The sequence below is a fragment of the Streptomyces sp. NPDC056144 genome, assembly GCF_042264145.1.
GTDB lineage: Bacteria > Actinomycetota > Actinomycetes > Streptomycetales > Streptomycetaceae > Streptomyces.
This window is the reverse complement of record NZ_JBHJVF010000002.1, coordinates 94,549-118,705: the sequence shown is the minus strand read 5'-3', so window position 1 is coordinate 118,705 and position 24,157 is coordinate 94,549. Positions and strand designations below refer to the sequence as shown.

At 71.4% G+C, this 24,157-nt stretch carries 20 protein-coding genes and 1 pseudogene; 11 read left to right on the top strand and 10 right to left on the bottom strand.

Translation table 11 applies throughout. The annotated features are described in order from the left end of the window. Positions 1 to 26: 26 nt before the first annotated feature. The 4 genes from ACFC0Z_RS07075 (at position 27) to ACFC0Z_RS07060 (ending at position 4,939) form a co-directional block, all read left to right on the top strand. The gene (locus tag ACFC0Z_RS07075) at positions 27 to 2,195 is read left to right on the top strand and encodes an acetoacetate decarboxylase family protein (RefSeq protein WP_376433659.1); all 2,169 of its coding nucleotides are present in this window, start codon (positions 27 to 29) and stop codon (positions 2,193 to 2,195) included. A 71-nt stretch (positions 2,196 to 2,266) separates the two neighbouring features. Beyond that, on the top strand, positions 2,267 to 2,551 hold the full coding sequence (locus ACFC0Z_RS07070) for a hypothetical protein (RefSeq protein WP_376433657.1): 285 nt from the start codon (positions 2,267 to 2,269) through the stop codon (positions 2,549 to 2,551). Positions 2,552 to 2,665: 114 nt separating this feature from the next. Next, positions 2,666 to 3,943, top strand: a complete 1,278-nt coding sequence (locus tag ACFC0Z_RS07065) for a beta-ketoacyl-[acyl-carrier-protein] synthase family protein (protein ID WP_376433655.1) — start codon at positions 2,666 to 2,668, stop codon at positions 3,941 to 3,943. A 48-nt stretch (positions 3,944 to 3,991) separates the two neighbouring features. Continuing rightward, positions 3,992 to 4,939, top strand: coding sequence for an acyl-CoA desaturase (locus tag ACFC0Z_RS07060; protein WP_376433653.1), 948 nt, complete (start codon positions 3,992 to 3,994; stop codon positions 4,937 to 4,939). A 16-nt stretch (positions 4,940 to 4,955) separates the two neighbouring features. Here ACFC0Z_RS07060 and bla read toward each other — a convergent pair whose 3' ends face one another. The 5 genes from bla to ACFC0Z_RS07035 all read right to left on the bottom strand — a co-directional run bounded on the left by bla (position 4,956) and on the right by ACFC0Z_RS07035 (position 10,182). Next, positions 4,956 to 5,885, bottom strand: coding sequence for a class A beta-lactamase (gene bla / locus ACFC0Z_RS07055; protein WP_376433651.1), 930 nt, complete (start codon positions 5,883 to 5,885; stop codon positions 4,956 to 4,958). Between the two features lie 110 nt (positions 5,886 to 5,995). Continuing rightward, a complete protein-coding gene (locus ACFC0Z_RS07050) occupies positions 5,996 to 6,955 on the bottom strand; it encodes a dihydroorotate dehydrogenase (RefSeq protein WP_376433649.1) in 960 nt (319 codons plus the stop codon). Then, positions 6,952 to 7,875 (bottom strand): dihydroorotate dehydrogenase electron transfer subunit, encoded by a 924-nt coding sequence (locus ACFC0Z_RS07045; protein ID WP_376433647.1) that lies wholly within the window; start codon positions 7,873 to 7,875, stop codon positions 6,952 to 6,954. The genes ACFC0Z_RS07050 and ACFC0Z_RS07045 overlap by 4 nt, the downstream gene beginning before the upstream one ends. A 208-nt stretch (positions 7,876 to 8,083) precedes the next feature. Next, a complete protein-coding gene (locus ACFC0Z_RS07040) occupies positions 8,084 to 8,917 on the bottom strand; it encodes an aldo/keto reductase (protein WP_376433645.1) in 834 nt (277 codons plus the stop codon). Positions 8,918 to 8,952: 35 nt separating this feature from the next. Beyond that, positions 8,953 to 10,182: an MFS transporter gene (locus ACFC0Z_RS07035; RefSeq protein WP_376433643.1), complete on the bottom strand. Its 1,230-nt coding sequence runs from the start codon at positions 10,180 to 10,182 to the stop codon at positions 8,953 to 8,955. A gap of 232 nt (positions 10,183 to 10,414) precedes the next feature. Between ACFC0Z_RS07035 and ACFC0Z_RS07030 the strand changes: the two genes are divergently transcribed. Further along, positions 10,415 to 10,900 carry a MarR family winged helix-turn-helix transcriptional regulator gene (locus ACFC0Z_RS07030; RefSeq protein WP_376433641.1) on the top strand — a complete coding sequence of 162 codons (486 nt, stop codon included), beginning with the start codon at positions 10,415 to 10,417 and terminating at the stop codon, positions 10,898 to 10,900. A gap of 349 nt (positions 10,901 to 11,249) precedes the next feature. Further along, positions 11,250 to 14,447, top strand: a complete 3,198-nt coding sequence (locus tag ACFC0Z_RS07025) for a Tn3 family transposase (protein WP_376433640.1) — start codon at positions 11,250 to 11,252, stop codon at positions 14,445 to 14,447. 232 nt (positions 14,448 to 14,679) lie between these two features. Here the strand turns inward: ACFC0Z_RS07025 and ACFC0Z_RS07020 are convergent, their stop codons facing one another. Continuing rightward, positions 14,680 to 15,186 carry a hypothetical protein gene (locus tag ACFC0Z_RS07020; RefSeq protein WP_033254956.1) on the bottom strand — a complete coding sequence of 169 codons (507 nt, stop codon included), beginning with the start codon at positions 15,184 to 15,186 and terminating at the stop codon, positions 14,680 to 14,682. A gap of 197 nt (positions 15,187 to 15,383) precedes the next feature. Continuing rightward, positions 15,384 to 15,941: a recombinase family protein gene (locus ACFC0Z_RS07015; RefSeq protein WP_033254957.1), complete on the bottom strand. Its 558-nt coding sequence runs from the start codon at positions 15,939 to 15,941 to the stop codon at positions 15,384 to 15,386. 353 nt (positions 15,942 to 16,294) lie between these two features. On the opposite strand from ACFC0Z_RS07015, the gene ACFC0Z_RS07010 reads away from it, so the two are divergent. From ACFC0Z_RS07010 to ACFC0Z_RS06995, 4 genes and pseudogenes are all read left to right on the top strand, one after another. Further along, a complete protein-coding gene (locus ACFC0Z_RS07010; RefSeq protein ID WP_033254958.1) occupies positions 16,295 to 18,283 on the top strand; it encodes a hypothetical protein in 1,989 nt (662 codons plus the stop codon). A gap of 198 nt (positions 18,284 to 18,481) precedes the next feature. Continuing rightward, the gene (locus ACFC0Z_RS07005; protein WP_033254959.1) at positions 18,482 to 19,036 is read left to right on the top strand and encodes an EF-hand domain-containing protein; all 555 of its coding nucleotides are present in this window, start codon (positions 18,482 to 18,484) and stop codon (positions 19,034 to 19,036) included. Positions 19,037 to 19,450: 414 nt separating this feature from the next. Further along, positions 19,451 to 19,783, top strand: coding sequence for a hypothetical protein (locus tag ACFC0Z_RS07000; RefSeq protein ID WP_033254960.1), 333 nt, complete (start codon positions 19,451 to 19,453; stop codon positions 19,781 to 19,783). Positions 19,784 to 19,794: 11 nt separating this feature from the next. Then, a pseudogene (locus tag ACFC0Z_RS06995) lies at positions 19,795 to 19,959 on the top strand (IS5/IS1182 family transposase); the annotation flags it as partial. A gap of 30 nt (positions 19,960 to 19,989) precedes the next feature. On the opposite strand, the gene ACFC0Z_RS06990 reads toward ACFC0Z_RS06995, so the two are convergent. From ACFC0Z_RS06990 to ACFC0Z_RS06980, 3 genes are all read right to left on the bottom strand, one after another. After that, positions 19,990 to 20,322, bottom strand: a complete 333-nt coding sequence (locus ACFC0Z_RS06990; RefSeq protein WP_158715226.1) for a hypothetical protein — start codon at positions 20,320 to 20,322, stop codon at positions 19,990 to 19,992. Positions 20,323 to 20,931: 609 nt separating this feature from the next. After that, positions 20,932 to 21,774 carry an NAD(P)H-binding protein gene (locus ACFC0Z_RS06985; RefSeq protein ID WP_376433637.1) on the bottom strand — a complete coding sequence of 281 codons (843 nt, stop codon included), beginning with the start codon at positions 21,772 to 21,774 and terminating at the stop codon, positions 20,932 to 20,934. 107 nt (positions 21,775 to 21,881) lie between these two features. Next, positions 21,882 to 23,069 carry an epoxide hydrolase family protein gene (locus tag ACFC0Z_RS06980; RefSeq protein WP_376433635.1) on the bottom strand — a complete coding sequence of 396 codons (1,188 nt, stop codon included), beginning with the start codon at positions 23,067 to 23,069 and terminating at the stop codon, positions 21,882 to 21,884. Between the two features lie 62 nt (positions 23,070 to 23,131). Here ACFC0Z_RS06980 and ACFC0Z_RS06975 point away from each other — a divergent pair, with 62 nt between their 5' ends. After that, positions 23,132 to 24,127 (top strand): helix-turn-helix transcriptional regulator, encoded by a 996-nt coding sequence (locus tag ACFC0Z_RS06975; protein ID WP_376433633.1) that lies wholly within the window; start codon positions 23,132 to 23,134, stop codon positions 24,125 to 24,127. Positions 24,128 to 24,157 lie beyond the last annotated feature (30 nt).

Genomic DNA, 24,157 nt, shown 5'->3' with positions numbered 1-24,157 from the left:
CCCCAACCGACGGTGAGGACTTCCCCATGCCCGCTGAAGCGGACCCGCCCGGGGCGTTCGCCCAACAGGCCCAAGAGACCCAGAGCGAGCTGCGCGCCCGCGCCCGGGAAGTGGTCCGGGTGGCGGAAGAGGTACTGGAGATCTCCGCCCGCACCACCGCCGCACTCGCCCATCCGATGCTCGCCTCCACCTCGCTGCGCTATCCGGCCGCCGGGCTGCCCGCGCAGTGGGCGCTGCTGCGGGCGCTGGCCAGCCGCCGGGGCCTCGGCTTCGCCGTCAAGGCCCCCGCGGGGCTGATGCGCCGGGTCGGCCAGGCCGGAGAGGTCTTCGGCGGGGAAAGCCTGGCAGCGCTGATCGCGGTCTCCTCGCTGCGGATGCGCATCGCCGCCACCACCCTCGAACACCCCGAGCTGATGACCGACCCGGGAGTGCGGCGCCTCACCGAGGCGGTGATCGCCGACCGGGACATCGCCTCGCTGCGGGCCCTGCGGACCCTGATGAAGGACCGGGGAACCTCCCGCACACTGGCCGAGCTGACGCCGATCATGCCCGAGCTGCTCGCCATCCGCGCCCTGCTCGACGAGGACCCGGCCAACGACGAGACCGGCTGGGCCCTGGCCACTGGACGCAACCTGAGCCGGGACCCGCTCAAAGGTCTCGACGTCCGTCACCTGGCCCGCCTGGACTCCGGAGAGGGAGCCGCCGACCCCGTCGACCTGTCGGTCCTGGAGGAACCGCAGATCGCCCGGCACGGCTCGCTCCTCGGATTCCTGCGCAACATCGCCGCCCTCGTCAACGACGGCCGCATCCTGATCCAGGACGTCCAGGCACCCGACGGAACCGTCCGCTACGTCCTCCAGGCCCCCGGGATGGCCGCCGGCCGGCCGCGCAACGACTCACCGCAGGACTTCGTCGGCGCCTGGAACAACCTCTTCATGACCGAATCGCCCTACACCCGCGGGATGGTGCGGGCCATGGAACTGCACGGCATCCCCGACGGAGCCGAACTCGCCCTCATCGGCCACAGCGAGGGCGGCATCGCGGTGATGAACCTCGCCCAGGACCCGGCGTTCAGCAGCCGCTACCGGGTGACCCACATCGTCTGCGTCGGCTCCCCGATCGACAACAAGACCCCCGCCGATCCCGCCAGTTGGGTCGCCACCGTCACCAACCAGCACGACCTGGTGCCGATCCTGGACGGCCGGGGCACCGGCACGGTCTTCGACCCGCACCCCGACTGGTACGAGGTCGACTACACCGACTCCACCCACGGATTCCCGCAGTGCCACACCATCGGGCGCTACCTCCACAACCTGGAGCACGACCTGCCCGAGGCCAGGGACCGGATCGACCAGGCACTCACCCCCTACCGGCACCCCGCGGTCCGCTCACAGGCCTACCAGCTCAAGGACCGGGCCCACCCCCCGCAGGGCTACCCCTTCCTCACCGTGCCCGTCACACCGGTGGCCACCACCGCCGGCCCGGCCGACCTCCCGGTCCGCTACTACGACTCCGCGACGGCGATCGCCTTCTTCACGGTCGACCGGCGCGCGGCCGCCCGGCTGCTGCCGGACCTGTCCTGGCTGCAGCCCACCCGCACGGCCCGCCGGGCACTGGTCGCCCTCTCCGCGTCCGAGCACCGCTGCGTCAGCCTCGGCCCGTACCAGGAACTCAGCATGGCGGTACTCGTCGACGACCTGTGGCGGCCCCGCCCGTACGACGTGGTGCGCGACCTGCTGCGCCGCGCGGACGTCCGGCGCACCGGGCGGTACGTCACCGACGTCCTGGTGACCACCGAGGAAGCCCGGTCGGTCAGCCGGGAGATCTGGGGCCATCCCGCCGAACTGGCCCCCGTCGAGGTCATGGTGGCCGACCGGCGGGTACGGGTGGTGGCCGGAGGCGAACAGCCGCTGCTCAGCCTGGAGGGGCGGATCGGACCCGCCGTGCGATGCCCCCGGGTCGACTCGGTGCTCTACGGGCGCCCGGAGAGGAACACCGTACGCACCACGGTCCGGGTACAGGGCCGCATGCGGGTGCACCCGGCACCGGGCGTCCGCCTCCGCCTCGGCGACGCCGACGCGCCGTTCGTCCACCACCTGCGAGAACTGGGACTGGCCGGAGCCCGGCCCCTCTTCGTCATGACCGCCCCCAGCTACATGGCCCGGCGCAGCAGAGGCTGCGCACTTCCCCGCTGACACCCGCTGACCGCCGCTGCCCCGCTGTCCTCGCTGCCCCCGCTGTCCTCGTCCGAGGAGGAACCCCGAGCATGACCGCCGCCCCGACCCCGGCCGAACCCTTCCACGGCCTGATCACCTCCCTGAAGGCGGACGCCGCCCGCCTGGAATCCTGCTCCCGTGAACTGGCCGGCCACGCCCTGGCACTCGGCGAACTCGACGGCGCCCCGCCGGCCGGCGCCGCGGCGCTCACCCGCCAGGCTGAGTGCTGCGCGCACGCCGCCGGGGAACTGCGCACCGCCGCCGACGCCCTGGCCCGCCACGCGCGGGCCGTGGCCGCCCGCGCGCCCCGGGCGGCCGCTCCCGGCCTCGCCTAGGGGATGTCCGGGCCGGGGGCGTGCGGTGCGGCCGGTGCGTCCGGACGGGTGGAGCCGAGCCGACCTGACGGACCTTTGCCCCGATACGTCACGAAGATCAAGATAATCACCCCCATGGACAGCTCGCCCTCCCCCCGGTCCGTGGTCCCTGCCCGCCGCGGCGGCCCGGTGAGCCGGGAGCCGGTCGCGGTCACCGGACTCGGCCTGCTGGCCCCCAGCGGAGTCGGGGTGGCCGCCGCCTGGGAGGGCCTGTGCTCGGGCACCTCCTTCGCCACGGCCGACCCGGAGCTGGCAGGACTGCCCGTGGCCTTCTCCTGCCGGGTGCCGGAACCGGCGACCGCCGAACTCCTCGGCTACCGGCTGGCCCGGCGACTGGACCGCTTCACCGTCCTCGCGCTGCTGGCCGCCCGCGAGGCGGTCGCCGACGCCGCACTCGACACCACGGACTGGGACGGTGCCCGGGTCGGCGTGGTGATGGGCGTGGGCACCGGCAGCATGCAGAGCTGGCAGCCCGAGTTCGACCGGCTCGCGGCCGCCACGCCCGAGCGGGTCTCACCCCTGGCCCTGTCCCGGTCCGTACCGAACATGGCCGCCGCCGAGATCGCCATCGACCTCGGCGCACTCGGCCCCAACCTCGCGGTCTCCACCGCCTGCGCCTCCGGAACCAGCGCCATCGGCACCGCCCGCGACCTCCTGCTCTCCGGCGCCTGCGACATCGTCCTGGCCGGGGGAGCGGAGTCGGCCCGCCCGCGGATGACCGCCGCCTGCTTCGCCCAGATGCGCGCGCTCTCCCGCCGCGGCGCCGACCCGGCCGGCGCCTCCCGCCCCTTCGACCGGGACCGCGACGGATTCGTCCTCGGCGAGGGCGCCGCCGTACTGGTCCTGGAACGCACCACGCACGCACGCGCCCGGGGCGTCACCGTCCGCTCGTACGTCGCCGGATACGGCTCCTCCTGCGACGGCCACCACCACACCGCACCCCACCCCGAAGGCGCCGGCGCCGCCCGGGCGATCAGCGCCGCACTCACCGACGCCGGCCTCACCCCCGCCGACGTCGGCCACGTCAACGCCCACGGAACCGCCACCCCGCACGGCGACGCCGCCGAGGCCCGCGCCCTGCACACCGTCTTCGGCACCCCACCGCCCGTCACCGCGACCAAGGGCAGCATCGGCCACGCGATCGGCGGCGCGGGAGCGATCGAGGCCGCCTGCACGGTACTCGCCCTGCAGCAACAGCTGATCCCGCCGACCGCCAACACCTCCAGCCCCGACCCGGCCTGCGACCTGGACATCGTGGTCAAGGTCCCACGGCCGAAGCGCATGGACGCCGCCGTCAGCAACTCCTTCGGCTTCGGCGGCCAGAACGCGGTCCTCGCCTTCACCCGCCCCTAGGGAGTGTCTTGCCGATCAGGCCGGACACCCCCTCCGAAAGGAGACGGCATGACCACCACGGCCCCGGGCGACCGCACCCCACTGCCGGACACCGTTCCGGTCTCCACCGCACTGCGCACCGGCTACCTGACCACACTGATCGTCCTGCCGTTCCTCGCCCTGGCCGCCGCCGTCCCCGCCGCCTGGGGCTGGGGCCTGCACTGGCGGGACATCCTGCTCGGCGCCGCGATGTACGCCGTCTCGATCATGGGCATCACCGCCGGATTCCACCGGCACTTCACCCACCTCTCCTTCAAAGCACGGCGCCCCCTGCGCATCGCCCTCGGCATCGCCGGCAGCATGGCGATGGAAGGCCCGGTCACCATGTGGGTGTCCGAACACCGCCGCCACCACCAGCACTCCGACCGCCCGGGAGACCCCCACTCCCCGTGGCGCTACGGAACCACCCCCGCAGCCCTCGCCAAGGGCCTCTGGCACGCCCAGATCGGCTGGTTCGCCTCCTCACCGGTCCGCGCCAACTACCCCCGCTACGCCCCCGACCTGCTCGCCGACCCCGACGTCCGCAGACTCGACCGCTGGTACCCCGCACTGGCCGCGCTCTCCCTCGCACTCCCCGCCCTGATCACCCTGGCCTGGACCGGCGGCGACTGGCGCGCGACCGCCGCCACCTTCTTCTGGGCCGGCCTCGTCCGGTACGCCGTCGTCCACCACGTCACCTGGTCGGTCAACTCCGTCGCCCACGCCTTCGGCGAGCGCAACTACCGCACCAGGGACCAGTCCCGCGACATCCGCTGGGTCGCCCTGCTCACGTTCGGCGAAGGCTGGCACAACCTCCACCACGCCGACCCCGTCAGCGCCCGCCACGGCGCCCTCCCCGGCCAGCCCGACCCGACCGCCCGCCTGATCTCCTGGCTCGAACGCCTCGGCTGGGCCTACGACGTCCGCTGGCCCACCCCCACCCGCCTCGCCGCCAAGCGCCAGACCACGACCCCCTAGACAGCCGCACCGCCGGCTACGACAGCGCCCTGACGACCACGGAAGCCGCTTCGGCGATCAGCCGGTTGTCGTAGCCGGCGTCCTCGGTGTCACGGTGGGACAGGATCGCCATGACGATGGGCGCGGCGCCCGGGGGCCACACGACGGCGATGTCGTTGCGGACGGCGTAGACACCGCCCGCGCCGGTCTTGTCCCCGACGACCCACCCCTCGGGCACCCCGGCCCTGATGAGTTCGTCCCCGGTGGTGTTGGTCCGCAGCCACCGCGTGAGCTGTTCGCGTTCGCCCCCGCCCAGGGAGTCCCCGAGAACGAACGCCCGCAGGTCCGCCGCCCACGCGCGGGGCGTCGTGGTGTCCCGTACGGCACCGGGAGACCACCGGTTCAGCTCCGGCTCGCGGCGTTCCACCCGGGTCGTGGTGTCACCCGCCTCCGCGAGAGCGGCGGCCAGCCCCCGCGGCCCGCCCAACGCGTCGAACAGGAGGTTGGCCGCGGTGTTGTCGCTGTAGCGAACGGCCGCGTCACACAGCTCACGCAGGGGCATTCCGGTGGCGACGTGCTTCTCGGTGACCGGAGAGTTCGCGACCAGATCGCGCCGGGAATACCTGACCACCTCGTCCATGCCACTCGACGCGTACGCACGCAGCACGGCGGCGGCGGCGAACGCCTTGAACGTGGAGGCGTACGCGAAACGCTCATCGGCACGGAAGGACACCTCACGCCCGCTGCCCGTGTCGACCGCATGGACCCCGAGGCGCGCATCGTAGACGCGCTCCAGCTCCCCGAACTCACGGCCGGCCCGCCCCGCCGCGGGATCCGCCCGCGTGGCCGCGGCGGACGAAACCGGTGACGGCGTCCGCGCGCCACCCTGACCGCATGCGGCAAGCGGAAGGACCACGAGCGCGACGAACCCTCCGAGAACGGCACGCCGGACACGGGAGCACCACACAACCGGACCTCCAGACAAACCTTCCTTCCCCACGTCCCCCAAGGTCCCATACACGGACATCAATCCATGGGCTGCTCACCGGCGGGCCGGCTGTCACCGCCGCTGCCGGATCAGCGGTGGGCGTACCCCACCGCGTCCCGGAACGCGCCGAACCCGCGCTCCGCGAGCTCCCCGCGCAGCTCCCGCAGCACGTCGAGCGGCGCCGACGGGTTGGTGAAGATCGCGGTGCCGACCGCGAGGCCCGACGCGCCCGCCAGGACGAACTCCAGGGCGTCCGCGCCCGAGGTGATCCCGCCCATGCCGATGATCGGGACGCTGCGGAAGTCGCCCCGCCGCATCGCCCCGTACACCTGGTGGACGCAGCGCACCGCGACCGGGCGGACGGCGGGCCCCGACAGGCCGCCGGTGACCCCGGCCAGCGCGGGCCGGAGCGTGACGGGGTCGATCCGCATGCCGAGCAGCGTGTTGATCATCGACAGGCCGTCGGCGCCCGCCGCCACGCACGCCGCCGCGACGTCGACGACCGAGGTCACGTCCGGCGTGAGCTTCGCGTAGACCGGCAGGGCCGGGTCGGCGGCCGCCCGTACCGCGGCGACCACCTCGTGGGCGGAGTCCGGGGCGGCGGCGAAGACCAGACCGCGGTTGGCGACGTTGGGGCAGGAGATGTTCACCTCGACCCCGACCACCCCGGGCGCGCCGGTCAGCCGGGCCGCCGCCTCGGCGAACTCCTCGGGCCGCTCGCCCGCCACCGACACCAGCACCCGCGCCCCGCGCTCGGCGAGCCACGGCAGCTCGCGGGTGACCAGGTGGTCGACCCCCGCGCCCTGCAGGCCGATGGAGTTCAGCATCCCGCTGGGCGTCTCCGCCATGCGCGGTGTGGGGCGGCCCTGCCGGGGCCGCGGCATGACGGTCTTGGTGGTGAGGGTGCCGAGCTCGTCGAGCGGGACGAAGGAGGCGAGCTCCCGGCCGTACCCCGCGCAGCCGGAGGCCGTGGTCACGGGATTGGGGAGGACGACGGAGGCGCCCAGCGGAGCCGACATGTCGATGGCGGACGGGTCGAGGGCGGTCATGCGTGGACTCCTCCCCGGGCGTCCCGGGATTCGGCGGACGGCGACAAGGAAGGGGAAGGGGACGGGGACGGCCCGGCCGAACCGGCCGGCGGGGAGCCGGACTCCACCCCGGGCACCCCCACCTCCGACCACCGGACGGTCGTGCCGTCGAAGACCGGACCCTCGGTGCAGGAGCGCACCAGACGAGCCACCCCGTCCGGCCCGGCGACCGGCAGCACGCAGCTCATGCAGACGCCGAACCCGCAGGCCATCGCCTCCTCGACGGCGGTGTGACTGCGGGCGCCCGCCGCGACGGCGACCTCGGTGACGGCGCGCAGCATGGGCATCGGCCCGCAGGAGTGCACGACGCTCGCGCCGACGGACTCGATCATGGCGGCCAGCGGACCGGTGACCCGGCCCCGCTCGCCGTACGAGCCGTCGTCGGTGACCACCGCGACGTACGGGGTCAGGGCGCGGGCCTCCTCCACGCCGAAGAGCCGGCCGGCGGTGGCGGCGCCCAGGACGAACCCGACCGCCCCGCCCCGGGCGAGGATCGCCTCGGCGAGCGAGAACATCGGCGCGCTGCCGTACCCGCCGGCGACCAGCACGGCCGCCTCGGGCGCGTCGGCGACCGGGAAGGGCGTGCCGAGCGGGGCCACCAGGTCCACGGTGTCACCGGGCCGGTGCCGGGCGAGCGCGCGGGTGCCCCGGCCGTGCTCGGCGAAGACCAGCTCGATCGTGTCGGCGACCGGGTCGGCGCGGTGGATCGAGAACGCGCGGCGCAGCGGCGTGGCGGAGTCACGCCCCCCGATGGCCAGGGTGGCGAAGTGGCCGGGCCGGACGGCCGCGGCGACACCGGGGGCGCGCAGCAGCAGCCGGTGGTAGGCCCCGGCCGGTTCGATGCCGAGTACCTCGGCGGCGGTCTGTACGGGCCTTGCCACGTCCGCTCCGTCCCTGCTCAGCGCCCTGGACGGGCACGCCCGCCCTCCACGCTGCCCGCGCGCCCCAGGCCCTGCCAGGGCCAAACGCCCCTCCCCCACAGGGCACTTCGGACCGACCCGACCCGACCCGACCTGGCCGCCGGGCCGGGAGGGACCGGCCCGCAGCGGGCCTCCGGGGGAGCGGGGGGAGCGGGGGAGTGGGGCCGTATCAGGCGGCGTTGAACTCGTCCGGGTGCGGACCGGTCCGCAGCCCGCGGTCGGTGGCGGCGATGGCCGCCATGTCCTCGTCGGTCAGCTGGAAGTCGAAGACGTCGAGGTTCTGGCGGATGCGGGCCGGGGTGACGGACTTCGGGATGACGACGTTGCCGAGCTGGAGGTGCCAGCGCAGCACCACCTGGGCGGCGGACTTGCCGGTACGGGCGGCGATCGTGGTGATCGCCGGGTCGTCGAGGACGGCGCCCTGGGCGAGCGGGCTCCACGCCTCGGTGGCGATGCCGTGCTCGGCGTGGAAGTCGCGCAGCTCGGCCTGCTGGAGACCGGGGTGCAGCTCGACCTGGTTGACGGCCGGCACCAGCTCGCTGTCGTCCAGGAGGCGCTGGAGGTGGGCGGGCTGGAAGTTGGAGACGCCGACCGCGCGGACGCGCCCCTCCTGGGCGAGGCGCTCAAGGGCGCGCCAGGAGTCGGCGTACAGGTCGCGGGCCGGGGTGGGCCAGTGGATGAGGTACAGGTCGGCGTAGTCCAGGCCCAGCTTGGCGAGGCTGTCGTCGAAGGCGCGCAGCGTCGCCTCGTACCCCTGGTCGGCGTTCCACACCTTGGTGGTGACGAACAGCTCCTCGCGCGGCAGCCCGGAGGCGGCGAGGGCGCGGCCGACGCCGGACTCGTTGCCGTAGATCGCGGCGGTGTCGATGCTGCGGTAGCCGGCCTCCAGGGCGGTGCTGACGGCGGCGGTGGTCTCGTCGTCGGGGACCTGGAAGACGCCGAAGCCGAGCTGGGGGATCTCGACGCCGTTGTTGAGGGTGATGGTGGGAATGGCGGAGGTCATGACGGTGACTTTCGTTCGCGTTGAGCAGGGGGGAGTCAGTGGCGTACGGAGACGGAGACGGGAGCGGGAGCGGAGACCGGGACGGGGACGGGGGCGTCGGCGAGAGCGCCCTCCCGTACGGGGGTACGGCGCTCCAGCGCGGCGGACAGGAACGCGAGGCCGAGCGCGGAGGCGGCGAGGAGGGCGCCGACCCAGTTGGGGGCGGTGTAGCCGAGACCGGCGGAGATGACGAGCCCGCCGAGCCACGCGGCGAGCGCGTTGCCGAGGTTGAAGGCGCCGATGTTGACGGCGGAGGCGAGGGTCGGCGCGCCGTGCGCCTGGTCGAGGACCCGCTTCTGCAGCGGCGGCACGGTCGCGAAACCGAGCGCCCCGACGAGAAGGATGGAGACCGCGGCGAGGACCTGGTGGTGCGCGGTGAGGGTGAACAGGGCCAGGACGACGGCGAGTCCGCCGAGGGTGACGTACAGGAGGGGCATCAGGGCGCGGTCGGCGAGCTTGCCGCCGAGCAGGTTGCCGAGGAACATCCCGATGCCGAAGAGGACGAGCAGCCAGGTGACGGCGCCGTCGGAGTATCCGGCGACGTGGGTCATCATCGGCGCGATGTAGGTGATCGCGGCGAAGACACCGCCGAAGCCGAGGACGGTCATCGCCATCGCGAGCAGGACCTGCGGGTTGCGGAACGCCGTGAGCTCGCGGCGCAGGTGGGCGCCCTCGGGGCGGGGCAGGGCGGGGACGAGCCTGGCGATGCCGAGCAGTCCGACCACACCGAGCGCGGCGACCCCGGCGAAGGTGGCACGCCAGCCGACGGCCTGGCCGATGAAGGTGCCGAGCGGAACGCCGATGATGTTGGCGACGGTCAGGCCGGTGAACATGGTCGCGATGGCGCCGGCCTTCTTGTCGGGAGCGACGAGGTCGGCGGCGACCACCGAGCCGATGCCGAAGAACGCGCCGTGCGCGAGGGAGGCCACGACACGGCCGGCGAGCATCACGCCCATGGTCGGCGCGAGGGCGGAGAGCAGGTTCCCCACCACGAACAGGCCCATGAGAAGCATGAGCATCGTCTTGCGGCCGATCCGGGTGCCGAGCACCGTCATCAGCGGGGCGCCGATGACGACGCCGATCGCGTAACCGGTGACCAGGAGCCCGGCGGAGGGGATGGACACCCCGTAGTCGCCGGCGATCTCGGGCAGCAGCCCCATGACCACGAACTCGGTCGTACCGATCCCGAAGGCCCCGATGGCCAGGGCGAGGAGCGCGAGAGGCATGGTGTGCCGCCCTCCATGTGATTGCTGGTGCGCCTTACGTGCTTCGACAATAGTTGCACACGCGGACTAAGAGCAAATGCGGGCATTCGCTCATCGCCGATGGCGGGCGATGGTGGCGGGCACGTGAACGCGGGGTGGGTCAAATACTTGCTTGAGCGGGCTATGCGCGCTGTCCAATATTTGCGTAAAGGCTTATCCTGGACAGCACGCACCCGGAAGGAGAGCCGCACCCATGACCGCCACGGACCCCGCGCTGACCGCCCTCGCCAACGGCTGGGCCGCCCTCTACCTCCTGGCCGGCCGGATCGAGGCGCACATCGAGCGCACTCTCCAGTCCGAGCACGACCTGAGCGTGCGCGAGTACTCACTGCTCGACGTACTCAGTCGCCAGCACGACGGCGAAGGCGGACACCTGCAGATGAAGCAGGTCGCCGACGCGGTCGTCCTCAGCCAGAGCGCCACCACCCGCCTGGTCACCCGTCTGGAGAACCGCGGCCTGCTCTCCCGCTACCTCTGCGCGACCGACCGCCGCGGCATCTACACCGACGTGACCGGCCCCGGCCTCGAACTCCTGGAAGCGGCCAGGCCGACCAACGAGGCCGCCCTCCGGGAAGCCCTGGACGAAGCCGCCAGGAACCCCGAACTGGCCCCCCTGGTCGCCACCGTCGAGGAAATGAACGTCGCGCGCCGCTTCCCGGAACCCGCCGCCACCCGCTGAGCGCGACGAGAACCCCGCCACCACGCCCGGCGGATCGCGGGGGTCAGGGGGCAGGGGTCATCGCAACACCAGGTCGCGCTGCGACCAGCCCCCCCGCGACCAGTTCATGAAAACGCTCGGCCGGACTTTCCCGGCCGAGCGTTCGTATGTGGGGTCCAGCCAAGGTGAGCTCAAAAGGGGCAGTGGGATGATCTTGAAGTTGTGAGCCCGCGTTCCGGGCCTAGCACCCAGGGCTTGCCGCTGTCCCGGGTACCGCTGTTCCAATGCTCTCCCGGCGCTGACGCCACGATGATCTCGCGCGGGTGCGTACCGCGTGCCCGGCAGGGGCTGGGTATCGGGTGGGGTGGGGATGACTTCGATCGAGCGGACCGCGTATCCGCGGTTCAAGCGGTTGATCACGGCGCGTGAGCTGCATGTGTTCTTCACGCCGTGCGAGGAGGAGCGGGCTTGGGCGGAGGAGGCTGCGGACTCCGATGAGCACCAGCTGACGCTGTTGTTGGCGCTGAAGTCGTACCAGCGGATGGGCTGTTTCCCGAAAGCGCACGACGTGCCGGACCAGGTGATGGAGTTCGTGCGGCGGGCGGCGGAGCTCCCGGAGGACACCCTGCCGGTGTACGGCTCGGAGCGGACGGCCAAGAGCCAGCGGAGCATGGTCCGTCAGCGGTGCGGGATGCGCTACGACGGGCCTGCCGCCCGGGCGCTGGCCGAGGAGACGATGCGGATCGGGGCGGCGTCGAAGAACAACCCCGCGGACCTGATCAACATCGCGCTGGAGAAGCTGGTGGAGGCCGGGCTGGAGATCCCGAGCTTCTCCACCCTGGACGCGATGGCCTCCACCGTGCGGGCCCGGGTGAACGAGGAGATCCTGGCCGGCATCCGGGAGCGGATGACCGAGGACGAGCGAGCGCGGCTGCTGGGCCTGGTCGACGTCGTCGGCCTGGACGGCAAGACGCTGTTCAACGCGCTCAAGCACAACCCCGGGCGGGCGACCTGGTCGAACTTCAAGCGCCTCAAGGGCCACCTGGCGTCGGTCGACGGGCTCGGCGAGACGGCCAGGTGGCTGGAGTCGGTGGCGACGGGGAAGGTCGCGGACTTCGCCGGGGAGGCGGAGGCCCAGGACGCGGCGACGCTCAAGGACTACACCGCCCGCCGCCGGGTCGCGCTGATCGCCTGCCTGGCAGCGAAGGCCAGGATGCGGGCCCGCGACGACCTGACGACGATGTTCTGCAAGCGGATGGCGGGCAAGGCGAAGAAGGCCCGCGAGGAGCTGGCGGAGATCCGGCGCCAGCAGCAGGAGATCGTGGAGACGCTGGTCGCCAACTACCGCACGCTGCTGCAGCAGGTCGACGTCGGCGGGCCCGCGCAGACCGCGCGGGCGAAGGCTGCCGCGCTGACCCAGCGGGCGCTGGACGCGCTGGAGGGCCTGGACGAGGAGTCGAGCGCGGCCGAGGCGGTCCGCCAGCTGGAGGGCCGCGTCTCGCCCGCCCTGCTGACACTGGCCGAAGGACTGATGGTGCAGTCGAACGGGCTCGCCTCGCTCACCGCGGCGGTGGAAGGGCTCGGCGGGTTCGACGCCCAGTACGCGCAGATCGAGCGGGTCTCCGCCCACCACGGCGACAACTGGGAGGTGCTGCTGCACGGGCACCTGAAGGCGGACCGGCCGGTGATGTTCGACCTGCCCGACGTGATCGAGCTGAGGGCCACCAGCGAGGACTCCTCGGTGCTGGACGCCCTTGCCCACGCCAGGGCCCACCGGGCGCTGGTGCGCGACTTCATCCCCGACCTCGACGCGGACGGCCGCAAAGTGGACGTCTCCTTCGCCACCCAGAACTGGCAGAAGGCGATCCGCGACCGGCGCCGGCCCGGGCATTTCGTGCGCCGCCACTTCGAGGCGATGGTCTTCTTCTACCTCGCGGACGAGCTCCGCACCGGCGACGTCGCGGTGCTCGGCTCGGAGGAGTACGCGGACTGGTCCGAGCAGCTGCTGCCCTGGGATCAGGTGGAGGCGAAGCTGCCGGAGTACCTGGCGGAGGTCGGCCTGGCCGCGCCGGACGGCCAGGTGCCGTTCGACGGCCGCGCGCTGGTCGCCCAGCTGCGCGGGCGGTTGAGCGCGGCGGCGGCTGCGGCGGACGGCGAGTACCCGGACAACGACGAGCTGTTCATCGACCCCGACAGCGGGGCGCCCAGGCTCAAGGCCCGCCGGGCGGAGAAGCCCCGCAAGAGTGCGCAGGTGCTGGAGCAGGCCGTCAAGGAGCGGATGCCCGAACGCACCCTGCTGGGGATCGTGGCCCGCACCGCGTACTGGACCGAGTGGTGGAACCGGTTCGGGCCGGCGTCCGGCAACGACCCCAAGCTGAGGGACCCGTTCGGCCGGTACGTGATCACGACGTTCGTGAAGGGCACGAACATGACCTTCGCCGAGGCCGCCCGGCACATCGCCGGCGTCTCCGGCCACGAACTCTCCATCGCGTCCCGCCGCCACGTCACCACCGCGAAGCTGAACGAGGCGATCGGCGACGTGGTCGACCGGCATGCTCAGCTCGACCTGTCCCGCGCGTGGGGCAACGGCACCACCGCGGCGGCCGACGGCACCCACATGGACACCTACCTGGACAACCTGCTCGCCGAGACCAGCGTCCGGTACGGGGCGGTCGGCGGCATCGCCTACCACCACGTCTCCGACCTCTACATCGCGCTGTTCACGCGCTTCGTGCCGTGCGGGGTGTGGGAGGCCGTCTACATCATCGAGGGCTTGCTGAAGAACACTTCCGAGGTCCGCCCGACCACCCTCCACGCGGACACCCAGGGGCAGAGCTACCCGGTCTTCGCCATCGCCCACCTGCTCGGCATCGACCTGATGCCCCGCATCCGCAACTGGAAGGACCTGCTGTTCTTCCGCCCCTCGCGCACCGAGAGTTACGAGCACATCGACGCCCTGTTCGGCGAGATGGGGCGCAACGTCATCGACTGGCGCCTGATCGAGACCCATTTCCGGGACCTGATGCGGGTGATCGTCTCGATCCGCGAGGGGGCCATCTCCTCCGTGCTGCTGCTGCGGCGCCTGCGCTCGGGCTCCCGGCGCAACGCCACCTACACCGCCTTCCGCGAGGTGGGCAAGGTCATCCGCACCGTCCAGCTCCTGCGCTACCTCTCGGACAGCCCGCTGCGGGCCCGGGTGACGGCAGCGACCAACAAGGTCGAGGCGTTCAACGGCTTCTCGGACTGGGTGCGCTTCGGGCAGAACGGCACGGTGGCGGCGAACGACCCGGCCGAGCAGGAGAAGGACGTGAAGTTCACCTCCCTGCTGGCCAACCTGGTGATCTTCCACAACACCCTGGACATCGCCGACGTCGTCCGTGAGCTGCAGGCCCAGGGCCGAGCGGTCGACCCGCTCGACCTCGCGCAGGTCTCCCCGTACCTGACGGAGCACATCAAGCGGTTCGGCGAGTACTCCACCCACGAACTCGGCATCACACCCGACGCCTACGACGCCCGCTTGGACGTCGACTTCAGTGTGCTCGGCGACGAGAAGGCGACAGCAGCATGACGGCCCTGAACGTCGAGCGGGCTCGGCGTCGAACCAGCACGAGGATTCCTCCCTCCGGTACTGCAGCCGGTCATGGGCGGCGGGAGGGCAGTTCTCGGACACCCTTCTCGCGGCAGGCCCGGGAGCCTGCCGCGAGAGGCCGGGCCCCGGCCGGTGCAAGCCGCCGGGTCTGCGGGAGCCGACGCGTACGGCCGGAGCGGGGCGCGAGCGAGATCCGCCAGGCTTCCCGAGGCTAGATCGTGAACCTCATGGCGGGCTGAGGATGGCAGACCGGGCCTTCTCCCTCAACCCGCACACAGGGGATTTTGGGCCCGGACTCGGTCCCGAGGCTGCCGAATCCGAGGCCGGGCCCGACCTCGGACTCGGCCCCGAGGATTTGGACATCGATCTGCGTGCCCTTGGGGAGTCCACGGCTGCGGGAGTAGTCGTAGACCAAAATCTCCATTCCGCTGAAGGTGTGATCAGCCTTGCACTGCAGCTGACCCTCTCCGAGGAACAGCGAGTCCGAGCCTGCGATCTTCTGGATAGTTGCGCGATAGGGGCCGGGCTCGGCGCATGTCCCGCTCCAGACGGTGTAACGGTCATAGGGCCCGTTCCGCACCTCGTTCACGGCATCGAGTTTGAACGACCACCGGGACTGCCAGTCACTGGGCGGCGGTACGGCCTGTGCGGGAACGGCGGTACCGAGAGCGGCCATCAGGGCAGCTGCGGCGACCAGCGCACGCCGGGCAGGGTTCATCGGGGACTCCTGTCTACGCGGCCCCCTCCCATGGGGGCCAGTGCCCTCAGGATGATCGTTGCGATCGCTCGACCGGCGCGCGCAGCACCGTCCGTCACCCCATCGGGTGGGAACGGGCCATGGGCCGTGCCTGCACTACGAATGCGGCCCCGGGACGGTGGAACAGCCAGTTGGCGCTGGGCAGCGGATTTTGGGCGCTACGGGGCAGGGTTGAGGGTCTTGTGTACGACGCCGACGGACACCTTGACGGCGGCGGCGATCTCGCGGATGGACTGGCCTTCGGCGCGGCGGGCGAGGATCACGCGCCGTTTGTCGTCGTCCACGACGGGGCGCCGTCCGCCGATCCGGCCGCGGGCACGGGCGGAGTCGAGGCCGTTCTTCGTCTTCTTCACGATGTCGCGACGCCGGTCTTCGGCGAGGGCGAGGGCCAGGTCGAGGATGAGCGAGCGTTCGGTGTGCTCGCCAGCGGCGATGCCGTCCAGCACCTTGACCGCAATGCCGCGCTGGAAGAGGTCGTTGAGGACGATCAGCCCTTCGAGAAGGTTGCGGCCGAGGCGGTCGACTTCCTGGACGGTGAGCATGTCGCCGTCGCGGAGGTAGTCCAGGGCGGCGGTCAGGCCGGGCCGGTCGTCGACGGCGAGTTTGCCGCTGATCTTCTCCTCGAAGACTTTGAGGCAGATCGGGCCGAGGGCGTCGTGCTGGCGCTGGGTCTTCTGCTTGTCGGTGCTGACGCGGACCAGTCCGATGAGCGCCACGGGGCACCCTTTCCGTTCATCAAACGTCTTCAGGTAGCGATCTGAACGCTAGCGGTTGATGAACGGGAAAATGAACGGTTCCGACGGGGAATGGGGACGCGGGGCGGCGCAGCGGCGTGCGTTCGGCAAACGGTCGATAGATGAACGCGGGCACCTGCCCTGGCTGTCTTGAAGGTGGATTCACCACAGCGCTGCCTGCATTGGCGAGGCAGCGGGGGCCATGTGCGGCGCGCCGGACAGAGGCAAGATCACTGGCTGTAAACGGCCTGTCGCTTTGCGCGGTGCGACGGAAGGATCAATGCGCACGGCCGCGTTCATCCGTCCGGACCGTGCATGAGACTGGGGAGTTGCTCATGGAGACCGTCGATTTCGGGACCACACCGGCCGAACGGTTGGAGCGGCTGCGGGGGAAGTTGCGGGGTACGCCGGTGGTGGGTACGCGGGCCGCGCAGCGCACCCAGCCGTCGCGGGGGTCGCATCTGCTGCTGGGGGTGATGCTGCACGCGGCAGCCCGGCTGGAGGCCGGGCTGGAGCTGACGGACCTGGAAACGCGGATGCTCGCTCCGCTGCGGCTGTTGCTGTCGGAGGAGGAGGTCCGTGACTTCGGGCGGGTGTACCGGGAGGAGAACACCGCGCGCAGTACGGCCGCGGTGTTCCCCGAGGTGCTCACCGGGCGGGCGGTGGAGCAGGGATACGCGGTGGCGGATCTGGTCAAGGACCTGCCCGCGCTGCGCGAGGAGATCCTCGCGCAGGCCAATGTGAACCTCGTCGACCTGGACGCCCCGGCTGCGGGCGAGGAGACCTGGGACAGTGCGCAGTTCATCGAGGGTCAGGCCGCCTACGGGTACGGGGCGACGTTCGTGACCGCCTCGAAGACGACGGTGCCGCCGGCCGAGGAGCCGGGTGTGAACGCCTCGTTCATCGCGCGGGTGGACATGCACTCGTTCTACTGCGAGGACGAGTCCAACGAAGCCTCGGCGTCCGACGAAATCTACTGGGCGACCAGCTCGGTGGGTGCGTTCGGGGCCCGGACCGAGCTGCTGACCCCGGTGAGAACCAACGTCGACAAGGGCGAGTGGCACGACTTCGCCGCCAACACCACGGTCTTCTACGGCCGCGTGAACACCTCCCTGGTGTGCAACATCTCCTGCTGGGAGGAGGACGACGGCGGCGACAAGTGGCGGAACGAGCTGCGCGACAAGCTGCGCGCCATCAGTGCGGAGCTGATGAAGTTCCTTGAGGTCATGGAGATCTACGGCTACCTGGCGCCGCAGTACGGCGACTTCCTGGACTACGTGCAGATCACCGCGATCGTCGCGCTCATCGTGGCCTGGCTGATCGATCTGTTCCGCAACAACGACGACCTGATCCAGGAACGCACCCTGGTCTTCAGCCAGGCCGCGCTGCGCCAGTTGGTCACCAGCGGTGGGGCAAATTCGACCGGCTGGGTCTTCAACGGCGGCGACGCCGAAGGCCGCCACCGTCTGCAGCTCAAGTGGATCGGCAGCCCGCCCCCGGCCGACAACCCCGGCGACGTCATGGTGATCACCCGGGCAAACGGACGGTGGAGCGCCCCGGTCCGGCTGCGCGATGTCACCGACGCAGGCCCATCGATGGTGGTCCACAACGGCGACCTCCACGTCGCCTCGCGCGGAATGAACGGCGGCGTGCATATCGGCAAGTTCAGCGGTGGCGTCTGGGGCGGCTACGGGTTCGTGCCCGGGCTCACGACCTGGACCCCGCCGGCCCTGGCGGTCAACGCGGGCACCTTGTACGTGACCAGCGGCGGCCCACAGGGCCAGATCTACGTCTCCGCCAACAGCTTCGACTGGGGCCGGCCGGTCCAGCTGTCGGGGGCCAGCTCGGCGGGTGCGGCCCTGGCCAGCCGGGGCGGGCAGCTGCACTGCGCGATCCGCGGCAAGGACGACAACGGCCAGGTGTACCTGGCCTGGCTCAGGGGCACCACGTGGTCGGCCTTCCATCCCGTCCCCGGCCTCACGACTCCCCACGCCCCGGCCCTGGCCGCCCACGCGGGCAATCTGTACGTGGCTGCCGTCGGCATGGACGGCAAGACCTACGTCAGCGTCGACAACGGCACCGCGTGGTCCACGACGCCGATGGACCTCGGCGGCCTCACCGACTGCGCCCCCGCGCTGACCGTCCGAAACGGAGTCCTGTACTGCGCGGTGCGCGCCCTGCAAGGAGAGGTCGTCCTCAATAACCTCAACGGCACCACCTGGACCGGCTTCCACACGCCGGTCCCCGGCGCGGCCACCATGTCGGAGGCCGCCCTGGCCGGTGACACCGGCGACACCCTCCACATCGCCTACCGCAGCATGTAACCCCCGGGGGCTGCGTGCTGTGCACCACCCCCGCCGAGGGAGCACACCCGCAGCCCGCGAGGTCGTGCGCACGTCCCGGCCGTAACCCTCCGGGCTGGTTTCGCCCCGTACCGGCGACCCCAGTCCGGAGGCGGCCCTACCGTGCGGGAAGCGCCGCCCGCACTCGGGCGCGCAGCCCACGATCCGAGGACGACGCACATGACGACTGCCGTGACGAGCCAGAAGTTCAGCACGCTCTTCGACTGGTTCGACCAGGACCAGGACGGCCAGCTCACCCAGGCCGACCTGCGAGCCACCGCCCGGGTGTTCTCCCAGGCGGCAGCCGACGACGACCACGGCAACATCACCGCCATCCATGACGCCTTCGAGCAGTGGTGGCAGCTGCTGCTCCAGCATGCCGACACCGACGGCGACGGCCAGGTCTCCCGCGAGGAGTTCATCACGGCCATGGAGGTCAACGTCACCGCCCCCGAACACTTCGAGACGGCGGTCATGACGATCGCCGACGCGGTGATGAACGCCCTGGACACCAACGGCGACGACGTCCTGGACCGCGAGGAGTACATCCGCCTCTACGACACCCTCGGCGTCCCGCAGGAACTGTCCCAGGAAGCCTTCGCGCGAGTCGACCGCGACGGCAACGGCGTGATCAGCTACGGCGAGTACCGGGCAGCCATCGTCGAGTTCTACCTGAGCACCGACCCCACCGCCCCCGGCAACTTCCTCCTCGGCCCGCTTACCCAAACCGCCTGACACCCCGGCGGCCGAAACAGCCCCCAGCACAGAGGTACGGGCCGGACCGCGGGGAAAGCCGCACCCGCACCACCAGACCAACCCCTGTGCTTGAGCGCAAAGCAGCGCCCGGCACGGCTCACAGCAGAGTCCGTACCGGGCGCCGCCCCCTCAGCCCCGGCAAGGGCCTGTGGCAGGCCCGACCGCTGGCCGTCCCTGCAACTGCGCCCGCAGCCGTTCCAGCCGCTGCTCCTGAGTCGTTCCGAACCCGACCGATTCCATACCCGCCAGCTCAGCGCCCCCATGCTGCCCGGGCAGGCAACCGTGAGCGAAGACGTGCCGGATCACTTTCGACTTCCGGCTGACACGATCGGCATCCGATACCTACGCTGAGAATGATCATCATTCCTGACGTCGAGTGAACAGAGGTCCCCCATGGCAAGCGTCCTCCCCAACGGCGCGACCATCAGCGATGCCGCTGCCAGCGCCCTCAAAGCGGCGCGAAACCGGTCCGAGTACGAAGAGGCACTGCGCCTGGCGCCCGCCTGCTCATACACCGACCCCTTCGGCATCGGCATCACCTTCTACGAGAAGACAGCCGACGGGCACCTCTTCCTGAGGAACACGCCCCTCGCCAATGACAAGGCGCGCTGCCCGGACGGCCGCCTCTACTTCAACATGGATCAGCAAAAGGCGCTCTTCCCCGACGAGACCCCTGCCCTGGGCGACGGAAGCGACCCCAACCCGAAGATCGGCCAGGTGTACTAGGAGGCGCCCCCTGGATGAACAACTGCGGCACGCACCGACGCTGCACCGAACGCCGCAGAGCGGCCATCGAGTTCCTCCTCGCTCTGGCCGCCACCATCACCACCATGCGCTGCCACATCCGCCGCGCATGGTCTCTCTGCCGGTGGAACACCCGGCCTCCGAGCCCACCCATCCGATGCCCCTGCTGGCGGACTTCGAGGACACCCCTAGCCCGCGGTGTCCTCGAAGTCCGCCATGCCGATGCCCGCTTCGAGGATGCTGTAACTGCTGCTCCTGGCCAGCCGGCGCGGCGCGGTGTATTCCGCGACGACATCTCCCGACCCGTCCACAGCGGTCAGCACAGCAGGGATGACCGTTCCGCCGGTGATGACGAGCTGAGGCGTCCCCTCCACATACCGCACACTGACCATGCCCACCTCGTCCGGCGTCACCTCAGTCACCGGGAACGGGCGCAGAGCAGTCTGCCCCGCCTCGCCCTCGCCCGCCGGGATGGAACTCATGTCGATTTCCTCGACTCGCTGTGCGGTCTCATCAGTCATGGCGTCCCCCCTCAGGGCATGGTTCCCTGCCGGCCCCTCGCGATCCTCCCCCGCCAAACCCCCACCACACCTGCGGACGTGACGCATCAGAGAGCGAAGCTGCCCACGTGTTGCGTCGGGGCGAAACCGGGCCGGGACAGGGCTGCGACGGATGCGGCGGGAAGGGCGCTTCACGTGGCCCCGGTGACTTAGCGTTACCGCGCCGAGAATATCGGCTACACCCACCCGGGCACCGGCACCCCGGCGGTAGGCGATAGGGGACCACAAAGCAGCAGTTGCCCCGTGGTGACCGATCAGAGCACACACGGCGGGGCCGTCCCTCCAGCGCACCCGCTTCGGAGGGGAGCCAACGACACCGCCCTCGCCCGGTCGGCTGTGGGCAGTTCACCGCTCCTCCCCGGCGTCCGCGTCCTCGTCGAGATGAACGGTGGCGGGGTCGCCCAGGAGCCGCAGCCCTTCACGGGGAGGCCCGCAGAACCCAGGACAGGACCAAGCCCTCGGCCCGAAGGGTGGGCTCACACATCCAAGATCATCCCACTGCCCCTTTTAGGCTCACCTTGGCTGGACCCCTATGTGGCCGGCCACCGAGCCGGACGGAGACCCCGTCGGTCAGCCGCCGAAGTCGGCCCGGTGATCCGCGGCCCACTGGGCGTAAGTCCGCGCGGGGTGCCCGGTGATCTGCTCGACGACGTCGTTGACGGGCGCGGGCTTGCCGACCGCCTGTGCCATGAGGGCGAACAGCGCGGCCAGGAACTCGGGGTCCATGAACTGACTCATCTGCTCCAGCACGGGATCCGGGTCGAGGTCCTCGACCGTGAGAGGGCGCCCCAGCGTCTCGCCGAGGATGCGGACCTGCTGCGTCTGGGTCAGCGACTCGGGCCCGGTCAGGTCGTAGGCCCGCCCCGCGTGCCCGCCGCCGACCAGGATCCGCGCGGCCACCTCGGCGACGTCCCGCTCGTGCACGGCACTGAAGGCCGCTTCGGTGTACGGCGCGCGAATGACGTCACCGCCCTGGAGCTGCATCGCGAACGTCAACGAGTTGACGGCGGGGAAGAGCAGTCGCAGGAACGTCCACTCGATCCCGGACGCCTCGACGGCCCGCTCGACGTCGCGGTGGTACTGGGCGATCACGTCAGGCTGCCGCTCGGCACCCGGCACGACCGCCCCCGAGGACAGGAACACCAGCCGCCGCACCCCGGCCCGGCCCGCGGCCGCCAGCAGCGGAGCGACGTCCATCCCGTACTGCAGAACCAGGAAGACGGCCTCGACGCCGGCCAGCGCCGCCGGCAGCGTCTCGGGCTTGGTCAGATCGGCCCGGACGACGTCGACTCCCTGCGGGAGCCCGGCCTGCTCCGGGGTACGGGTCAGCGCCCGCACCGGGACCCCCGCGGCGACCAGCTCCTCCACCGCCTGACGTCCGAAGTGAGCCGTGGCACCGATGACGAGATACATGGGGATTCCCTTTCGCGCGCATGCTGGGATCTGAGGGATCTGAGGGATCTGAGGGGCCTGGGGCCTGAGGGGGAGGGGCCGACAACCGGCGGCCGGCGGCCAGCGGATCAGCGGACCTTGCCGAAGAACTGCCGGATGTCGCCGACGAGCAGATCGGGGGCGTCGTGCGCGGCGAAGTGGCCGCCCCGGTCGTAGACGTTCCAGGAGACGATGTTCGCGTGGTCGCGGTCGGCGAATGTCCGGACGGACGGGAAGTCCCAGGCGAAGTTGGCCAGACCGAGGGCCACGGTGGTCGGCTCGGGCACGGAAGTGCCCCGGCCGTTCGACTTCTGCTGTACGGGGGCCGCCGCCGCGTCCTCGTAATAGAACCGGGCGGCTGAGGCGGCCGTGTTGGTCAGCCAGTAGACCATCACGTTGGTGAGCACGTAGTCCGGGTCGAGCGAGGGGCCGAGCAGCTGTGCGTGCCAGCCCAGCAGGCCGGCCGGGGAGTCGGCCAGGGCGTGCGCCAGATTCTGCGGCTCGGTGGACTGGAGCTTGTCGTACGCGCCCCGGTTCTGGGTGAACCACTCGGCGAACGCGAGCTTGCCGTGCTCCTCCTCGGAGAGACCGGCCAGCTCGGCGGGGTCGCCTGAGGGGAACGAGAAGACCTGTGTCACGTGCACGCCGCAGACGTGCTCGGGGTCGACCCGCCCCACCTCGGGCGAGATCAGCGCCCCGCCGTCGTTGCCGACCGCGCCGTACCGGTCGTACCCCAGCCGGCGCATCAGCTCGGCCCAGGCCCGGGCCACCCGGTACCGGTCCCAGCCGCGTTCCCGGGTCGGCCCGGAGAAGCCGAACCCCGGCACTGACGGAATGACCAGGTGGAACGCGTCCGCGGGGTCGCCGCCGTGGGCCCGCGGGTCGGTGAGCGGGCCGATCACGTCCAGCCACTCGACCACCGAGGTCGGCCAGCCGTGGGTCAGGATCAGCGGCGTCGCGTCCGGCTCGGGCGACCGCACGTGCAGGAAGTGGACGTTCTGGCCGTCGATCTCCGTGGTGAACTGCGGGTACGCGTTCAGCTTCGCCTCCCACGCACGCCAGTCGTAACCGCCGCGCCACCGCTCGACCAGCCGCTTCACGTAGCCCACCGGGACGCCGTACTCCCAACCGGGCGGCACCGGACCGGCGGCCGGCGCCGACTCGCCCGCGGGCAGCTCCTCCGCCCACCGGGTCCGCGCCAGCCGCAGCTGGAGATCGTCGAGCTCGGCCTGGGGGACGTCGATCCGAAACGGGGTGATCGTGGTGTCGTTCGTCATGTCACCAACGTAGGATCCGATTAGGCAAGATCCGTTCCTAATGAACCGGCAGACTCCGAAGAATGTTGGAAACCTCGGCGCGCCTGCTGCGCCTGCTCTCACTCCTCCAGACACCCCGCGACTGGACCGGCACCGAACTGGCCGAACGGCTGACGGTCAGCACCCGCACGGTCCGCAACGACGTGGAACGCCTGCGACAGCTCGGCTACCCGGTCCACGGCACCCGAGGCGCGGTGGGCGGCTACCGACTCGGCGCCGGCGCCGCACTCCCGCCCCTGCTGCTCGACGACGAGGAGGCCGTCGCCGTGGCGATCGGGCTCCGCACCGCCGCCGGGGGCACCATCACCGGCGTCGAGGAAACCTCCCTGCGCGCACTGACCAAGCTGGAACAGGTACTGCCGGCCCGCCTCCGACGCCGCGTCGACGCCCTCAAGCAGTACGCCGAGACGGTGCCGCAGGACGACCCCGGCCCGCGCGTGGACGCCGACACCCTGAGCACCCTCGCCGCCGCCTGCCGCGACCACGAACGCCTGCGCTTCGACTACCGGAGCCACAACGGCTCCGAAAGCCGACGCGAGGCCGAACCGTACCGACTGGTCAACTGGGGCCGCCGGTGGTACCTCGTCGCCTTCGACGTCGAGCGCGACGACTGGCGCACGTTCCGGGTGGACCGCCTCCGCCCCCGCACCCCGACAGGCCCCCGGTTCACCCCCCGCGACCTCCCCGAGGAAGCCGTCGACCAGGTACGCCGAGGCGTGTCGTCGGCCGCCTGGCGACACCGGGCCCACGTCGTCGTCCACACCCCGGCCGAGCGACTCGCCGAACGGATCAACCCGGCCATCGGCACCATCACGGCGGTCGACGACACCCACTGCCTGCTGGACACCGGCGCGGACAGCATCGAAGCCCTCGCCGTCCACCTCGGCCTGCTCGGCGCCGACTTCACCGTCACCGAACCCCCCGAACTCGTCGACCTCGTACGCACCCTCGCCGACCGCTACCACCACGCCACCGCACCACGACCGCAGGCCAGCAGCCGACCCATGAGCGCTCCGTGAAGCACGGCGCGGCCACCCTCGACACCTCCT

What these genes read in the sequence shown, in the direction of transcription:
- ACFC0Z_RS07060 (WP_376433653.1), top strand. Translation starts at nt 3,992, where the DNA reads ATGACCACCACGGCCCCGGGCGACCGCACCCCACTGCCGGACACCGTT.
- ACFC0Z_RS07020 (WP_033254956.1), bottom strand. Translation starts at nt 15,186, where the DNA reads ATGAACCCTGCCCGGCGTGCGCTGGTCGCCGCAGCTGCCCTGATGGCC.
- ACFC0Z_RS07040 (WP_376433645.1), bottom strand. Translation starts at nt 8,917, where the DNA reads ATGACCTCCGCCATTCCCACCATCACCCTCAACAACGGCGTCGAGATC.
- ACFC0Z_RS07050 (WP_376433649.1), bottom strand. Translation starts at nt 6,955, where the DNA reads ATGACCGCCCTCGACCCGTCCGCCATCGACATGTCGGCTCCGCTGGGC.
- ACFC0Z_RS07025 (WP_376433640.1), top strand. Translation starts at nt 11,250, where the DNA reads ATGACTTCGATCGAGCGGACCGCGTATCCGCGGTTCAAGCGGTTGATC.
- ACFC0Z_RS07030 (WP_376433641.1), top strand. Translation starts at nt 10,415, where the DNA reads ATGACCGCCACGGACCCCGCGCTGACCGCCCTCGCCAACGGCTGGGCC.
- ACFC0Z_RS06975 (WP_376433633.1), top strand. Translation starts at nt 23,132, where the DNA reads ATGTTGGAAACCTCGGCGCGCCTGCTGCGCCTGCTCTCACTCCTCCAG.
- ACFC0Z_RS07010 (WP_033254958.1), top strand. Translation starts at nt 16,295, where the DNA reads ATGGAGACCGTCGATTTCGGGACCACACCGGCCGAACGGTTGGAGCGG.
- ACFC0Z_RS06985 (WP_376433637.1), bottom strand. Translation starts at nt 21,774, where the DNA reads ATGTATCTCGTCATCGGTGCCACGGCTCACTTCGGACGTCAGGCGGTG.
- ACFC0Z_RS07075 (WP_376433659.1), top strand. Translation starts at nt 27, where the DNA reads ATGCCCGCTGAAGCGGACCCGCCCGGGGCGTTCGCCCAACAGGCCCAA.
- ACFC0Z_RS06990 (WP_158715226.1), bottom strand. Translation starts at nt 20,322, where the DNA reads ATGACTGATGAGACCGCACAGCGAGTCGAGGAAATCGACATGAGTTCC.
- ACFC0Z_RS07070 (WP_376433657.1), top strand. Translation starts at nt 2,267, where the DNA reads ATGACCGCCGCCCCGACCCCGGCCGAACCCTTCCACGGCCTGATCACC.
- ACFC0Z_RS07005 (WP_033254959.1), top strand. Translation starts at nt 18,482, where the DNA reads ATGACGACTGCCGTGACGAGCCAGAAGTTCAGCACGCTCTTCGACTGG.
- ACFC0Z_RS07000 (WP_033254960.1), top strand. Translation starts at nt 19,451, where the DNA reads ATGGCAAGCGTCCTCCCCAACGGCGCGACCATCAGCGATGCCGCTGCC.
- ACFC0Z_RS07035 (WP_376433643.1), bottom strand. Translation starts at nt 10,182, where the DNA reads ATGCCTCTCGCGCTCCTCGCCCTGGCCATCGGGGCCTTCGGGATCGGT.
- ACFC0Z_RS06980 (WP_376433635.1), bottom strand. Translation starts at nt 23,069, where the DNA reads ATGACGAACGACACCACGATCACCCCGTTTCGGATCGACGTCCCCCAG.
- ACFC0Z_RS07065 (WP_376433655.1), top strand. Translation starts at nt 2,666, where the DNA reads ATGGACAGCTCGCCCTCCCCCCGGTCCGTGGTCCCTGCCCGCCGCGGC.